Raw genomic sequence first — 15537 nt, forward strand, 5'->3', positions numbered from 1 at the left:
ACTGATAATCAAGATATTGGCTAATTACTAGCTTGTTTCGGATCTGATTAACTGATGGCCGTTTGCCTGGAAGGTTTTGAACCCGTTTCATCATTGGTCTGGATTGTCTCGACCGTTGACCCGAAGCGTTTACGAAGACCAGCCGTGGGTTTTTCAACGTATTGGTAACTGATCAGGCTGAGAACCAATCCCAAGGGTACGGCAGTCAGTAACCAGGGCACCGTCAACCGCTCGCCACCGACCAGATTCTCGGCTACACTAACGCCAATCCAGTGGAACAGATAGAGTGAGTAACTTAACTTTCCAATAGTGACAAGGCTTGATCGGCTGAGTATCTCCTTAAACCTTGCATAGGGTTTCGCATAGAGCACCGCGGGAAGAATACCACTCAGCGCAAGTGCCTGCAAGGAGTATCGCCAGGTCTCACGGAAGACGCCATCGCGGTAGAGAAAGGTAAAAAACAGCAGACCAACTGCTCCGGTAAATACAGCCGGATGACTCACCCGACGTAGATACGTACCGGCCCGGTCGAGGTGCAGGATCATGCTGGTCAGGCAGCCAAACATAATAGCGTCGAGCCGCGTATCGGTAAGGTGATAGATTCGAAAAATCGTCAACTCTGTCAAGCCTTCAGTGGCTACCAGATACAGCCTCCACAGGAGTACACTCACAATACTGCCTGCCATAACGAAAGCCAACAGTTTAGGCCGGGGGAAGAGGCCCATGAATAGTAGCGGAAAAAACAGGTAAAAGTGCTCTTCAATGGCTAACGACCAGGTAATATCGAAAATGTGACTGCAATTGAAAAGCGCGGTGCTGCCTCCATAGAGCATGTAGTAATTACGGTAGTAAAATAGGGTTGAGAGTACGGCACCCGGTTGAAAACCACATCCCATGAATACGGTAAAGCCAGTAGCCAGCACAACCATAAAAATTAATGCCGGATACAGCCGCAATACGCGCCTGAGGTAAAAGCGACCCAGATCAATGCGCTGCTCTTTTTGATATTCGGCAATCAGCAGGCGGGTAATCAAATAGCCACTGATAAAGAAAAATAAGGTCACCCCAAAGCCGCCGGGAATCAGATGTCCCAGGCCATAATGACTGATAACAACGACCATAATAGCCACACCCCGGAACCCATCTAAAGCTGGGACATAACTTGTGTCTACAAGCGAATTTTTGGCAGTTTGCATACTGGTAAAGAGATTAGTTTAGGCAGGTTTAGCCAGCATAGATTCATAGATGTCGCTTAATTGAGCGAAAATAGCGTTGGGTAAATAGCGACGGACTAATTGGCCCGAAGCGGCTCCCATTGTTAGGGCCAGATCGGGTTGAGCCACAAACTGAAGCAAGCGATCATAAAGAGCGTCTTTGTCGCCGGGCGTAACCAGAAATCCATTGATACCTTCCTGAACAGCTTCTGCAGTGCCTCCCACCGGTGTTGCAATCACTGGAAGTTGATAATTCATGGCTTCCAGAATGGAAATGGGTAATCCCTCGTGGTACGACGGTAATATATATACGTCGCTACTGCTAAGTAGCTCATGTTTTTTTTCACCCGATACCCATCCCTCAAATTGTACCAAAGTCTCCAGCTTATGGTCAGCTATATAGGTCAGTAGTCGTTCCGTTTCTCCATTCCCCCCAATCCGCAACAGCAACCGTCCTTCAAATACGTCGCGATGTTCGCGCAGCATATCCAGCAGGTCAAATATGCCCTTACGCTGGCCAATCGCTCCTAAGAAAAGAACCCTCAGCAATCCATCATTCGCCCTGTGTGGGTAGCTCTTTTCTGAATCGAGCCGATGAATAACATTCCCAAGTACTTCCAGCCGACGTACCCGAAAGTTCTGACTGAAAAAGTCGCGCCAATAATCAGACAGACCAATAACCAAATCGGCATGTTCAACAAGATACCGGATCAGGAATTTGCTGACAGGATCGCTTTTATGATAGAATCCTTCAAATCTTGACCCGTGCATGTGGTAGATAACCTGCTTGCCAAAACCATATTTGGCTGTCAGAAACAAGGCTAATTTTCGGTAAAAACTGCCGTGCGAAGAGGCCTGTATATGAACAATCTGAATTGTCCTATCCTGTTGCAGAGTTTTGACAAATTGCCCGTACTGTTTCAGAAAAAACGAAATCAACTGCCGCTTATGAGTGGTTGGCTTGTGGGTTGTAATGCATTTATAAATCGAAAAATGGCGGGCATAGACATTCATTACCCCACCAATGCCACCCCGAAAATTAATGTGGTCCGGCCCAACAGTTAAAACTTGTTCAGCAATTGCTGACGAAATCAGTATGTCGTTTGTTACTGATAAGGCAATATTGACCATAACGATGAATTATAAATAAATTAGTGGAGCTAAGTAATATGAGGTTTAGTTCGACTTCTAATTCACTTAAGCAATCAGCAGCTCTGTTGTATAAGTGTGCGTCGTATTCTTGACTTGTCGAATCACGCGGGCGGGATTGCCAACCGCGATTGAGCCAGGAGGTATTGATTTTGTAACTACACTTCCTGCACCAATCACTACGTTATTTCCAATGGTAATTGGGCCTATGATGCAGACATTAGCGCCTATATTTACATTGTCTCCAATAGATGGAGAGCCGCCTGCTTTTCCATTGTTTCCAATAGTTGTAGATTGCCGTAACAAGCAATTCCTGCCAATTACCGTGTGCTTGTGCACGACTAAAGCCTGTCCATGGTAAACTTTTAGTCCTTCCCCAATTGTTAAATTATAGGGAAGTTCAATACCCAATACCCATTCTACAACTATTCGGTAAAAGACTAAGTAAGGAAATAAGATAAAACGAATGATCTTTCGTCCGGATGACCAATTAGCAATTCGAAACAGGACAGCAATTAACTTCCCTTTTGTATTTTGGCTGTTTGCTGACCAATCTTGAGTGATAAAAGCAATAAAGTTCATGGCGTCAAACGAAGTTTAGATGATAGTATACTAGGCAGCGACCGAACCCGTCGGGTTACCATTAGTCGCTGGTATACATTTAAGTAGTTTGATGCCGTCGATTGAATGGAAAATTGATTTTCGACTATTTTATATGTCTCATCCATTAAAATTTCAATCTGGTTAAGGCGGTAAGCGGCTATTACATGCCGTAACGCATCTACACAGGCATCTACGCTTTCAGGTATGAATAGGAAGCCAGCGGGTAAGTGCTTCATGATTTCGGCAGGGCCTTCAATATCAGAGGCAATCACCGGTAACCCAGCCGCAAACCCTTCCACCACTGTTAGACCGAAACCTTCAAACCGCGATGGTTGGACCAGAATGTGATAAGAAGCTAAATGTTTCACAACTTGGTTTCGCTCCTGTTCACCACAAAAATTGATGAACGCTTCTACTTTGAGCGATTTGGCAAGAGATAACAGGTAGGATTTTGATGCACCATCTCCGATAAAATCCAGACTTACATTTGTTTCAAGATTCTCATGCACTAATTTCGCCAGAGCCTGAATCAGAATATCTTGTCCCTTCTTCTCGTGCACCAACCGGCTTACCTGTACTAATCGTATAATCGATTCCGGACTGGTAGAATACGAATTCCTCTTTGCGAAATTGCGCATAGGAATGCCATTACTGACGACATCAACTGGTAAGTTAGATCTATTTCGCACGTCGGCGGCAACTGAATTAGAAATAGCAACCAGTGCATCATAGAGGTAGAAGGTGTCAGTTGGAATTGTTACATCATGAATCGTATAAATGGTTCTTGCTCTGGTGTATTTTATCAGCCTAATCATCTTACGCTCATGACAGTGGATAATATCTGGCTGAAGTCGGCTAAGTAATAAGTTAAGATGTAAGATAGGAAGGGGATTTCGGCTACCCTCATTACGGTTCAAGCAATAAAACGATACTTTTTTTGATAAGTGGTCGACCAATTTCTGATCATAATCACCATTAATGACAACCAGAGAGACATCATGAAATTGGCACATTTCATTTAATAGATCTATGGTCAGAACTTGCGCTCCGCCCATTCTCATAGTAAATATGCAGTGCACAATTTTCATAGTAGGTTAGTTTCAGTTAAGACGGCCTTTCGTTGGGTGGCCTTCATTAAAGAATTCAAAATCATGCTATCCGGCCTTACCCAATTTTGATAGTAGGTGTAATTATTCTTCATCATGGTTATGATGTCAGTCTGATTATCCCGCAGATCAATGAGTCTGTTCAATAGTGAATCAACTGAATCAAACGTGAGGTAATTGGTTGGCTCAGAAAAACCACCCGGCAACTCGTACTTCAGTGGCTCAGAAATAATAGCCTTTGAATGAGAGACATATTCCGCAACCTTCCATCCGATGGAATCATGCAATCCATTCGTCGCTACACAGATAGATGACTCCCGCATGAGCCTAAAATAATTCGACTGGTGCGTAAGCGATTTTGGTACGATCAGATCCGGGTAGGTTGACCGATTGAAGGAAGAATCGGCGAACCCACCCACGAAAAATGAACCAAACTCTTTCCGGCAAGCCCGAATGCAGGCCGCCCGAAACTCGTTCATCGCATATCGCTCGTCGATCAGGTCCTGTGGAAGTGCCTGACCATGCGGGTCCCGCGAGCGAGTCAGAAACAGGATGGAATTTGTGTAGAAATAATCATTTTTCAGCAGCGGCAGTGAATAAAGATTTCTAAACAGGTGGTCTTTGTAATATTCCTGATTCAACAGTGAAGCAAGCGTACGATTATGGCCAACAGCCAGTTTAACAAAATCTTTAGACAGCGCTTTTGTGTGTAATAGTTCGCTGTATAGTTCGTTATGGAGCTTAATGTTTAAACCGAGTTTGTAAATATTCGAGTTTTTAAGCGAGCTATTTAACGTATTGGAAAAAGAACGCTTGAAATAAAAGTCACAGGTATCCAGCACCTTGTCGAGTAATTTCACATTGTCTTGCGGGGAACAGCTATGATCGAACCGATAACCATCAAGCGTATCGTAAATAACATTCACCTTACCATCTATACAGGCTCGTGTGATGGGCAACGTTGGATCGGCAAAAACCGACTCCCTGGTTTGGATCAGTTTAAGCTGGATCAACCCCAAATCATGTAATGCCTTGAAACCCGTGAAAACCTGGTTCAGATGGGGCGGGGTAATGGCTTTATGATAGTACAGATTTACCTGCATGGTTGTAGCGTAGAAAGCGTTTAATTTTTACTTTGAACAATTCTATCTGAATGCGTCGTATGTTCCGAGAATAAATGGATGCGCCGTGTTTCAAAAGCGTTTTCTTAATTTCCTTCAGGAATTTGTCGGCTCCGGTTGTTGTCTTGCTGAGTTCCCAGTTTCGAAAACCAGATAGAGGAACGCCAACCGCGGAGTAATAAATTGGGGCAAGGTTAAGCAGACGGAGCCACAGGTCTAAATCCATGCAATAATGGATTTTGGCATCCAGAAACCCTACCTCTATTACATGCTTTCTGGTATAGAACGAGGAGGGTTGTATGATACTAAAGTCTTCGTTCAGCAAATACTTCTTGTCTGGAATTTTTCGGGTGGCCAGATTATGAACTTTGCCAGTAGCATTAATGCCGTTTTGTAGGGGAATGTAGTAGATCGAACCATCTGGCTTTTCCTGATAGAGTTTTACGATCTCGGCAACGCAGTCAGGATATAATACGTCGTCGGAATTAAGCCAGCCAACCAGCTCACCCGTTGCCAGTTTAAACCCCTTATTTATAGCATCAGACTGTCCTTTATCTTTCTCATGAATAACAATATCAATCTGGCTCTTATAGTAATTCACAACTGACATTGTCTGATCTGTTGAACCGCCATCAACCACAATATATTCAATGTTCGGGTATGTTTGATTCAATACCGATTGAATAGTAGCCTCGATGAACTGCCCTTGGTTGAAAGAAGGTGTTATGATCGAAACTTTAGGTAGATTTAAGTTCATAATATTATATTTCAAATGAAATTACGGCATTAACCTTAGATTAAATTAATAGTTTGTGTAACTCTTATTGGAGAATCCACTACTGGACCTTTCATTCTGTCCAAATGAATATTATTTTGAATATAAGATAGCTTGTTTTCTTGTAAAGAAATGACGGACATAAGGAGCAGAAATACTCTAAAATGAATCATAAGTAACTCTGTTCCAGTAAATGAAGTTAATAAAGTGACTGAAAGAGTTAATATGCCTAAAATACCAATCAACCTTGTACGATTGCGATAGAAAAAACGTATAAAGCAAATATTCAATACAATAAATAGTCCTGTACCAAAAAAACCTAAATGCAGAATTAATAATGACCAGGCTATATCACTAGTATTTACTTGTGCTACTCGGCCAATTCGTTCATTATACAACCCAGCCTCAAATCGTAAATTTTCAGCTTGCTTAGTTTCTTCAGATAACAAGCCAATTCCGAAAATAATCCTCTCGGGTTTCTGCTGGATATAATTTGCGCGCTCAAATAAATGCGCCATACGATAGGCAAAAGTATCTTCCGCATCATAGTCAGTCGCTGCTAGAGATCTTCCTGTAGCAAAGGTTTTAGAAATATCATTTAAGCCCACATTTAATCGACTACTAACTGGGTCGATTAAGAGGGCACCATATCCTGCCAATAATAGCAAGCTAAGGTATATAGCTTTGTTACTATTAGATTGGCGGAAGATCAAATACACACTAATAACCAAAGCTACTGTAAGTATATATAAGCGATGCATAGGAGCTACTACCGTTGCAAGTAAAATGCCAGCAATAATCCAGTAAATTAATTTTGACTGATGTTTATAAATAAATAAAAAATAAAATAAAGATGGTATCAGATATAAAGGGGTATTGTAATAACGAACCCAACCAATTTGTTCCATATTATTGACAACGACGTTGTTGGCGTCGCCCAGAAGTATTGTTCCTGTAGGAATTTGAAGTAAAAACAAAACTGACTGTAATACGGTAATTATGAAAATTGTATGCAAAAGCCTGGTTAAGATCGGAAATGGCACAAGAATGAATACTCCAAAACTTAAAAAGAAAAGATAGTGTCGCGATACTTTGAGAACACCAGACAAGTTATAGCCTAAAACCTGATAGCTATAAATAGCATCTATTAGGACAAATCCTAGAAAAATAAATATCCACTTAAACAATTTTTCACTGTTAACTACGCGCTGAATTGTTTTATAATGAGAAACTATGATAGCTAATATATAAAAAATAGCTAAATCACTTGTTTTTTCAAAAGGTGCGCCATATAATAATACAGCCGGTGGAATAATTAGAAAACCGAAGGTAACTAATCCGCAAAAAATTAACAGAGAAAAATAGTAGCTTCTAAATATAAATAACCAAACTGCTACTAGTGTCAATAGAATACCTATCATATAATTGGCTATTTAAAATTTTTGCTAATATGGACGCATTGAATACTTATTGACAAAACATAGTTAGCTCAACTGCCTTTGCCTAGCTTCCATTTTTCGAATTTCTTCTAAAAATGTATTTACATCCCAAAAATGCTTTTCCACTTTTTTTAATGTTTCCTCATTTTTATCCCACCATTGAATAGATAATAATTCCTCAATTATTTCTGGCGTGAAACGGTATTTTATTACCTTAATTGGACAGCCAACAGCAATTGCATATGGTGGTATATCTTTGCTTACGATGGCACCGGCGCCTATCACGGCTCCATCACCTATTGTTACGCCATCTAACACCGTAACATTAGCGCCAATAAATACATCATTGCCGATTTTTATTGGTTGTCGTTCTGCTATTTTATCAACCTTGCTGTAAGTAAATCCATTCTGTTTCGCTGTCGAGTAAAATACTGCATTTGTTGAAATACCGCTAATCGGATGAATGCCCCATCCACATAGGAAGTTTGGCCCTATCGAACAGAACTTCCCGATAGTTGTATACGAAATACGAGCACTTTTTCCAATTAATGATCCAAACCCTATTTTTACTCGGAAAAAATTATGATTTCCATTAACTCTAGTCCCGTTATCTATATAACACTCTTCTTCTACCTGTAAGTTAGAACTCCAGTCTATCTTTGTCTGCTGGGAAAGGTGCTTTATGAAATTGTACAAATTTTTTATAAAGTTCATCGGTCCCAAATTTTAGTAGCTGTCTGTTTCGTAATCAGGCTGCACTGGATTGAAAAGGTAATTCCCATTCCGATAAAGAAAATTGTATTTGCACTAATTATGCCCGGCAGCCCATATAATTTACCCAGGAATATGGCCAAGGGTATATTTAACAAGGCGCTTAGAGTAACCAGTATCAACTGTAATCGAACCTTGCCAGTCCCATTAAGAAGGAATACGTGCATTGTCTGCCAGGTATAAGCGACGACGTAAACCGCCATGGCTACCGAAAGGGTTATTGGAACTGTAATCCTGGTACCTATCCAGCTAGCGTAAATTTGAGGAGATAGAAAAAGCAGGCATACTGTTGCGATAGTAAAACCAAGCCAAATTTTCTTCATCCGCTGTAAACAGGTATTAATCCACTCAAAGTCTTTTTTCGCGTAAGCGTCGGTAAATGCACTCCAGAGGGGCGTTACAATGATGGTAAAGCCCATTGTAATGACTGAGAACAATTTGTACGCGATGTTGAACGTCGTTACGTGTTCTGGGCCTAATACCTGCGTAATTATTATATTATCCGTTTGGAATAATACCAATGCGCCGATCTGTATGGCGAAAAAAATCCCTCCCGTCTTGAGCAGCCCCTTTGCATACTTAAAATCTACTTTTTTTAAGGTTGGCGCGATATAACTGAGTGAATGCCGATACAGATATAGTGTAGCTACCAACAGTGTAAATAGTGGAACGCCTGCCAGCACAGTAACTAATGTTAACAGACTTCCTGTCTGATGTCTTGATAGGGTAAAAATTATAATTAAAACAATAAACTGACTTAATAAGGAGATCAATGAAGCTTTTGCCGATTGATGAGTAGCCGTCAATACTATTGTTATCGTCTGAACAACAAACTGGACACAAAAACAACCGATGACAATAAGAGTGATGGTTTGAATATTTGTCAGTTCATTGATTGGTATATTGAGTACCAGGTGCCAGTTAACGAAAGGGTTTATAATAAAAAGTAAGCAAAAAAGCAGGCTGGAAACTAGTGCCAGTGCTACGTAAGTCGTACTGATATATGATTTAGCTTCGTCAAGCTTTCCCGTGGCGAGCGAATAAGCCAGGTTATTTCGTAAGCCGTTACCCAGCCCAATATCAAAAAAATTTAACCAGCCAATGATAGAACTTATCGTGAGCCAAATGCCATACTGAGCTGGTGTAACGTAGTTGATCGTCAATGGAACCAGCGATAAGGATATGAGTATGCTGCCTCCTTTTACCAGAAAGGACATAGCAATGTTCTTCTTCGCGGTAAGCGTTCGCTCATGGCCGTTAATGAAAAAATTAACGAATCTATTTCTTATAGCGGTGATCATAGGTGTGGGTACTTTCAGTGTGCTTTATCGTCACCTTGCAGCATCTTGGCTATCGTCCACCAGCAGATTTTAAGATCAAGTCCAAATGAACGGTTAGCAATATACCAGCGGTCCAGGCGAACCCGGTGCGCCATTTTCATAAGCGTATCGGTTTCGCCCCGGCAACCGCGCACCTGGGCCAGCCCAGTTATGCCCGGCTTCACACTGTATCGTTCCGTATAGTTTGGCATCGTATGCCAATGCTGGGCATCCAGTGGGAGGGGGTGCGGACGCGGGCCTACCAGACTCATGTGCCCCATCAGTACGTTCATGAACTGAGGCAATTCATCCAGGTTAGTCTTACGCAGTAACTTCCCCAGTTTTGTAACGCGTGGGTCGTCTTTTGTGGCTTGCTGAAACACTACGTCCTGGCGTATAATCATCGTCCGGAGTTTGAAACACCGGAACTGTCGACCATTACGGCCTGTGCGCAATTGCACAAACAATATTGGTCCCGGCGAATTCAACTTTATTGCAAGACCCAGTAGTGGAATCAACCACAGTAATACGCAGAAGCTAATCACTAGAGAAAAGACAATGTCAAACAACCGTTTTCTTAGCCAACCCTTATACGCAATGGTCGTTGCGAAGGTTTGGGTTGGCTCATCTATGTACGATCTGGTGCTGGAGAGTGAGGCATTACTAAGCATAAGAATTCCAGGTTTTGCTTCTCTTGATTTACCACAATTAGGTTACGGGGAATAAGGCTGGTCAAGGCTTATTTACGAATTACTCGGGCAGGTTTTTCTGCATCGCTGTAATAGCCACCATAGTTATAGCTATAGTAGTACGATTCACCATCGGCAACCGCGTTCAGAATGACATTCAGATTCTGAAAACGATGCTCTTTATAAAGTGTATCGACCATTTTGAGGCACAATTTGGGTGTTAGGTCATGCCGAACCATGAAGAGTGTTGCGTCGGCAAAAGGGGCAATGATCTGCGCATCTGTGACCAGTCCAATGGGGGGCGAGTCGATAATAACATATGAGAAGCGTTCCCGTAATTCGAGCAGTAGCTTGGGCAGGTAGGGGCCGGTAAGCAGTTCAGATGGATTCGGTGGCAAAGGACCGCTACTGATCAGGAAGTAATTAGAAAACCCCTCGATCGGTTGTAGAATCTCATCAATGGTGGCTTCTCCAATCAGGTAATTGCTGATGCCTATGCCATTGCGCATGCCCAGTGATGAGTGTAGCTTCGGTTTCCGCAGATCCATTTCCAGGATTACCGTTGAGTGGTCAACTAAAGCCAGACTGGCTCCCAGGTTCAGCGACATAAATGACTTCCCTTCACCACTGATGCTCGACGTAAACAACAGAATCTGGCTACCAGTCGGATTACTTCGCAGAAACTGTAGATTCGTACGTAACGCCCGAATCTGTTCCGCAATGACCGTGCGGCTACGCGATACGACCACCAGCGCTTTTGATCCACTGGATTGAACAACCTCGCCCAAAATAGGGACCTTTGATACGTCTTCCACATCAGACCGCCGACGAACCCGGTTATTCAGGGCATCGCGGGTGGCCATAGCGCCAATGGGTAGCAGTAACCCAAAAAGACCAAACAACACGAAGGTCATTTTGCGAACGGGTTTGATCGGATTAGCATCGTGGCGGGGTATATCAATGATGCGGCTGTCGGGTAGTGTAGATGCATATGATAGCGCTGTTTCCTCCCGTTTCTGTAATAGATACGTATACAGGTTGTTTTTTATAGCCTGTTGTCGGGTAATATTCAGCAGCGCCCGTTCTTTGTGGGGAACCGTACGTACCATTCCCTCAAGCCGACGGTTTGTCTGGCTTAACTGGCTGCGCGTACTGTTTAGCTGTTGTTTAATTGTCTGTATGTTCTCGGCTATACTCTCTTTGGTCAGTTTGATCTGACTGTTGAGCGATTGAAAGATCGGATTTCGCTCTGACGTTACACCCGTCATGGCATCACGTTGAAGTTCCAGCTCAGATACTTTCGTTAATAGCCCCATCAGAACCGGATCACTCAAATTAAGCGTAGCGGGTACGGTACCTCGGGTAGCGGTTTTGCTACTGACGTATTTTTCAATATCATTCAGCATGCTCAACTGAATGTTTACCTGATTAAGCTGCGCATCATTGGTCTGTACCGTTTCGAGAAACGATTGGGCCTGTAGGCCCAGGTCCGTTATTCCCTGCTTTGTTTTGTATTGCTCGACGTCTTTTTCAACCGTTGTTAACTCGCCTGAGATTAGTTTAAGCCGCTCTTCGATAAATTCCAGTGTCGTAGCTGCTACCAGATTTTTATCGACCACGGCTGCTTGGTTATATTCGTCGATAAGTTGTTTCAGCAAAGCTTCTCCTTTGGCTGGTACTGCTTCTTCGAGTGATATCTCCAGCACTGTCGAGGCTTTACTGGTGGTTTCTACCGTCAGATGTTTCAGATAGCCATTCACCGTCTCTGTGCGGGGCGACACCTTAACTTTAATTGGCTCGATCGCTGCGGTTAGCGGTTGCCGGGTAATGACCCGTAACCGGCCGTAGGGCGTATTAATTGCCTGGTTTACTGGGTAGGCTTGATTGTTGATACGTATGTGCTGCCCATCTATGAATGTAAGCAAAAGTTTTTCTTCATAAATCGCCGATGTTGGCTGTTCCACAACCAGACGGATTGGCACTGTGCTATATATTTCCTTATCAATAGTAGGCGTTGAATTAAAATACTGGACATCAAGATTGAGATGTTCAACGACCTTATCCATTAAAGTATAAGATTGGACGACTTCGATTTCGTTCTCGACTGTTTTTTTAGGCTTCAGGATATCCATCTCTTTCAGGATATTCTCGCCATCCAGGCCTTTTTTATCATCCTTGATCAGGAGGCTCGCCTGAATTTTATAGATAGGCGTCTGGTACATTAAATAGACATAAGCACCAGCAATAGTCAGTAGCAATGATAAAACGAACCATTTCCAATGCTTCAGGTAACGAAGCATTATTACCCGTAGATTGGGCTGTTCGGCACTATAAGCCTGATAAGGCGTGTAAGAATAAACATTTTCAGACATACGTATACTAATTAGAAGCGGCTGAATATGATAGCTAAAAAGGATAAAGCACTTAAGGCAATTGGTAGGAGTTGATACGTTCGGTCGGCATTGGCCACGCGGGCCTTACCAGGCTCAATGTATAGGACATCATTAGGATGTAAATAATAGTAAGGAGAATGAAATAAATCACGTGATGTAAGGTCAAGTCGGATGAAGCTTTGCTGTCCATTCTCCTCCCGTATAAGCAGCACATTATCACGTCGGCCATAGATAGTGATGTCACCCGCAAGACTCAAGGCCTCTAATAATGTGATCCGCTCATTCGGAATCGTGAACAGGGAAGGATGAGCGACTTCCCCCATGACCGAAACCCGGAAGTTCTGATTACGGACGTTTACCGTTGGTTCTTTTAAGTACTCCTTTAGCTGCCCACGAATACGATCAGCTGCCTGAGCTGTAGTTAATCCACTTATCGAAATTTTACCGATAAGTGGTAACTCAATAGAACCAGCCGGATCGACCAGGTAGCCTGATAATTCGGGTAGCGAGCTTATCGTGGATGGTGTCAACAACCGGTCCGCTGGAAGAGAGGTTGCCATCGGATTGAAGAATGTAGTTGCCTCCGGACTTAAGCTACTTACCCGCACCGATATAATGTCACCTGGCTGTATCACTGGTACAAATCGAGTGGCTGTTTTCAACGTATCGGTTGCCAGGGGTGGACTCTGAAAGTATATCAACCGGCGCGACGATGTACATCCAACAGCTAGTTGTAGTGCTAATAAGGTTACTACAAATTGTAATTTTGTAGAATTTTTCAATAAACGCATGTAAGTGATAGGTTGGTTACCAGCTAGTTATTTACTTACTGACTGTAGATTTTTTTAAGTTTCCATAAGTTTAAAGTTGACTTCCTATTCAATATATACCTGTTTCGAGCTTTGTTAGCTACGTATACATAAATTGATAACTCACATATCGACTAACACAAATATAGTATTCTATAGTTAGTTTTAAAAGGTTATAGTAAATATTTTATTTACAAAATAAATTATAAGTAAACAAAAGGATCATAACAAGATTTTTTAGTAACTGAAGTTGTTCCAGTCAATTGAGTTAAGGAATTAGCTCTGTCTAGCTAAACCTCGACTTCTGTACGAATTAACTGTTGAGTTCATTTGGCTAGACATCGGTTATCAAGTTGGCTCCATTCAGACCCGACAGTGTTACCATTCTAGATAGGTCGGTTAATTCTAAGTCAGTCTTATTAAATTAGGGATACTCTCATTTTTAATTTTGGCTTGGGCCTATCTGCGTATCATCAATTTGATAAGGCTTACATAACACTCGCTACGCCACGGAGCATTCCACTTCCTAATAGGGCTCTGTTGCTTAGTTGCACTTACACTTTTTACATTGATACGCGCCTATCGACGTCAATAACAAACTGTCTTTTTTCTTCGATTGTGGATTAGCAAAAGCTAGACAGGCAGGTATGCTGCCTGTCAGATTACGTTTCGAAAAAAAGCCTCGATAGCATTGGATTGATATTAAAAAGGGATTAAAATCAGAAAAAAGCTAAGTAATTTCTGGATATATCTAAAGTGACTATTTATAAGTTACGAGTGGCTCCTGGTAAAGAAAACAAAATATATATGGTTATTAAATGAGTACTATACTTTATGTATATAAAAGTCAAAAGGTAAATAAATTATATGTACTGTGTATATAATGGTAACTATAAAAATATGACTAATTTAAGTTTAATATATTTATTGATTTTTATAACACAGATTATCAGCTGTTTATATTGGATGGTTAATTCTAAAATTGGATTTATCCGGCAAGTGGTAATGTGACAGTATGTGGGCACATCAGTCTTAATTATAAAACTGATGTACCTACGTGACTATTTTAACCTCTCCTCCAGTAGCTTTCAATAAACATTTTGAAAGAAAGAATACTTATCCCGCTACTAATTATCAATCTCTTCGATCAGTTGTGTTATCAATCCTTATATCGACGGTAGTAAGCTTAAGTAGTTGTACAAAGTCGGATACAATTGCCCCTGAGAGCGTAGCTCAGGCATCCGCTCGTGAAGACGCTTCCCTTCTGGATATGGACGGTTTTGAGACCAGTTGGGTTGCACCTTTTTGGAAAGCCCAATTTTGGACAAAAACGGCGGGTTACGTTTCTTCAGAACAGAAGCGGGTTGGGAAACAGGCCATGCGCATTAGCTGGAAGCCAAGTCAGATGGATGGCACCAATCAAATGCTGCATTCTGAACTATCAACCGTTCCCTTGCCAGTTGGTGAAACTGAGCGCTGGTACGGGTATAGCTCTTTTATGCCTTCATCATCGATGGCCAATGACAATCAAATCGCTATCGTCAGTCAGTGGCATGGAGTGCCCGACCCCGGCTTCTCAGATACTGTACCTCCGCTATGTATTGAAGTCCAGTCTAATCATCTGTATCTGTATTATGCGGCTTCGAGCAAACCAATTGTCAAGCTCCTGCAGTCGCCTACCAGTAGTAAACGAGTGGATCTGGGATTAGCTTCATTTGACCGTTGGGTTGATTATGTCGTACACATCAAATGGGCGCCGGATGGAAATTCGGGACAGGTACAGGTTTGGCAGGATGGGGTACAAATCATGAATGAGCAGAACATTAACATTGGCTATCCACAAATTAATAAGCCCTACTGGAAGTGCGGTCTTTACTGCTGGATGGGTAAGGATACCTACACAGAGAAGGTTATCTACTACGACGAAGTACGTATTGGTGGAGCAATGGCCGGGTACGATGCCGTAAAACCAGGTAGGGGTAATAATACGGCCATTGAACAACAGACTCCGAAAAATAAGTAGTCAAAGAACCACCCCTGCTCAGTCAAGCAATGGGTGGCTCTTTGACCGTATGGAAGGAGAATTTATTCAGTGACTAAAACTGGCTTAAAAAGCCAAAGCCTATTTTGGTTCTGATAACGCTCATAA

13 protein-coding genes are annotated in these 15537 nt (G+C 42.2%); 1 reads left to right on the top strand and 12 read right to left on the bottom strand.

What is annotated here, in order from left to right:
• Positions 1 to 47: 47 nt before the first annotated feature.
• The 12 genes from BM202_RS11260 to BM202_RS11315 all read right to left on the bottom strand — a co-directional run bounded on the left by BM202_RS11260 (position 48) and on the right by BM202_RS11315 (position 13280).
• A complete protein-coding gene (locus BM202_RS11260) occupies positions 48 to 1196 on the bottom strand; it encodes an acyltransferase family protein (RefSeq protein ID WP_093825952.1) in 1149 nt (382 codons plus the stop codon).
• A gap of 18 nt (positions 1197 to 1214) precedes the next feature.
• Positions 1215 to 2345: a glycosyltransferase family 4 protein gene (locus BM202_RS11265; protein WP_093825954.1), complete on the bottom strand. Its 1131-nt coding sequence runs from the start codon at positions 2343 to 2345 to the stop codon at positions 1215 to 1217.
• Positions 2346 to 2411: 66 nt separating this feature from the next.
• A complete protein-coding gene (locus BM202_RS11270; RefSeq protein ID WP_093825956.1) occupies positions 2412 to 2945 on the bottom strand; it encodes a serine O-acetyltransferase in 534 nt (177 codons plus the stop codon).
• Entirely contained in the window at positions 2942 to 4054 is a 1113-nt protein-coding gene (locus BM202_RS11275; RefSeq protein WP_093825958.1) for a glycosyltransferase family 4 protein, read from the bottom strand. The genes BM202_RS11270 and BM202_RS11275 overlap by 4 nt, the downstream gene beginning before the upstream one ends.
• Positions 4051 to 5175 (bottom strand): hypothetical protein, encoded by a 1125-nt coding sequence (locus tag BM202_RS11280; RefSeq protein WP_093825960.1) that lies wholly within the window; start codon positions 5173 to 5175, stop codon positions 4051 to 4053. The genes BM202_RS11275 and BM202_RS11280 overlap by 4 nt, the downstream gene beginning before the upstream one ends.
• Positions 5150 to 5950 carry a glycosyltransferase family 2 protein gene (locus BM202_RS11285; protein ID WP_093825962.1) on the bottom strand — a complete coding sequence of 267 codons (801 nt, stop codon included), beginning with the start codon at positions 5948 to 5950 and terminating at the stop codon, positions 5150 to 5152. Before BM202_RS11285 ends, BM202_RS11280 begins: the two co-directional genes overlap by 26 nt.
• Positions 5951 to 5985: 35 nt before the next feature.
• A complete protein-coding gene (locus tag BM202_RS11290; RefSeq protein ID WP_093825964.1) occupies positions 5986 to 7389 on the bottom strand; it encodes a hypothetical protein in 1404 nt (467 codons plus the stop codon).
• Positions 7390 to 7452: 63 nt separating this feature from the next.
• Entirely contained in the window at positions 7453 to 8121 is a 669-nt protein-coding gene (locus tag BM202_RS11295; RefSeq protein ID WP_093825966.1) for a CatB-related O-acetyltransferase, read from the bottom strand.
• Complete coding sequence (locus BM202_RS11300; protein ID WP_093825967.1) at positions 8118 to 9479, bottom strand: lipopolysaccharide biosynthesis protein; 1362 nt, start codon at positions 9477 to 9479, stop codon at positions 8118 to 8120. The genes BM202_RS11295 and BM202_RS11300 overlap by 4 nt, the downstream gene beginning before the upstream one ends.
• A 14-nt stretch (positions 9480 to 9493) precedes the next feature.
• On the bottom strand, positions 9494 to 10168 hold the full coding sequence (locus BM202_RS11305) for a sugar transferase (protein WP_093825969.1): 675 nt from the start codon (positions 10166 to 10168) through the stop codon (positions 9494 to 9496).
• A gap of 68 nt (positions 10169 to 10236) precedes the next feature.
• Positions 10237 to 12558: a GumC family protein gene (locus BM202_RS11310; RefSeq protein WP_093825971.1), complete on the bottom strand. Its 2322-nt coding sequence runs from the start codon at positions 12556 to 12558 to the stop codon at positions 10237 to 10239.
• Between the two features lie 11 nt (positions 12559 to 12569).
• On the bottom strand, positions 12570 to 13280 hold the full coding sequence (locus tag BM202_RS11315) for a polysaccharide biosynthesis/export family protein (RefSeq protein ID WP_317039691.1): 711 nt from the start codon (positions 13278 to 13280) through the stop codon (positions 12570 to 12572).
• A gap of 1261 nt (positions 13281 to 14541) precedes the next feature.
• Between BM202_RS11315 and BM202_RS11320 the strand changes: the two genes are divergently transcribed.
• Positions 14542 to 15411, top strand: a complete 870-nt coding sequence (locus tag BM202_RS11320) for a polysaccharide lyase family 20 protein (RefSeq protein ID WP_143100677.1) — start codon at positions 14542 to 14544, stop codon at positions 15409 to 15411.
• Positions 15412 to 15537 lie beyond the last annotated feature (126 nt).

The sequence above is a fragment of the Spirosoma endophyticum genome (assembly GCF_900112365.1).
GTDB lineage: Bacteria > Bacteroidota > Bacteroidia > Cytophagales > Spirosomataceae > Spirosoma > Spirosoma endophyticum.

Bases quoted from the DNA above. Each gene is read 5' to 3' on its own strand.
- BM202_RS11290 (WP_093825964.1), bottom strand. From the start codon at position 7,389: ATGATAGGTATTCTATTGACACTAGTAGCAGTTTGGTTATTTATATTT.
- BM202_RS11310 (WP_093825971.1), bottom strand. From the start codon at position 12,558: ATGTCTGAAAATGTTTATTCTTACACGCCTTATCAGGCTTATAGTGCC.
- BM202_RS11270 (WP_093825956.1), bottom strand. From the start codon at position 2,945: ATGAACTTTATTGCTTTTATCACTCAAGATTGGTCAGCAAACAGCCAA.
- BM202_RS11285 (WP_093825962.1), bottom strand. From the start codon at position 5,950: ATGAACTTAAATCTACCTAAAGTTTCGATCATAACACCTTCTTTCAAC.
- BM202_RS11280 (WP_093825960.1), bottom strand. From the start codon at position 5,175: ATGCAGGTAAATCTGTACTATCATAAAGCCATTACCCCGCCCCATCTG.
- BM202_RS11305 (WP_093825969.1), bottom strand. From the start codon at position 10,168: ATGCTTAGTAATGCCTCACTCTCCAGCACCAGATCGTACATAGATGAG.
- BM202_RS11295 (WP_093825966.1), bottom strand. From the start codon at position 8,121: ATGAACTTTATAAAAAATTTGTACAATTTCATAAAGCACCTTTCCCAG.
- BM202_RS11275 (WP_093825958.1), bottom strand. From the start codon at position 4,054: ATGAAAATTGTGCACTGCATATTTACTATGAGAATGGGCGGAGCGCAA.
- BM202_RS11300 (WP_093825967.1), bottom strand. From the start codon at position 9,479: ATGATCACCGCTATAAGAAATAGATTCGTTAATTTTTTCATTAACGGC.
- BM202_RS11265 (WP_093825954.1), bottom strand. From the start codon at position 2,345: ATGGTCAATATTGCCTTATCAGTAACAAACGACATACTGATTTCGTCA.
- BM202_RS11260 (WP_093825952.1), bottom strand. From the start codon at position 1,196: ATGCAAACTGCCAAAAATTCGCTTGTAGACACAAGTTATGTCCCAGCT.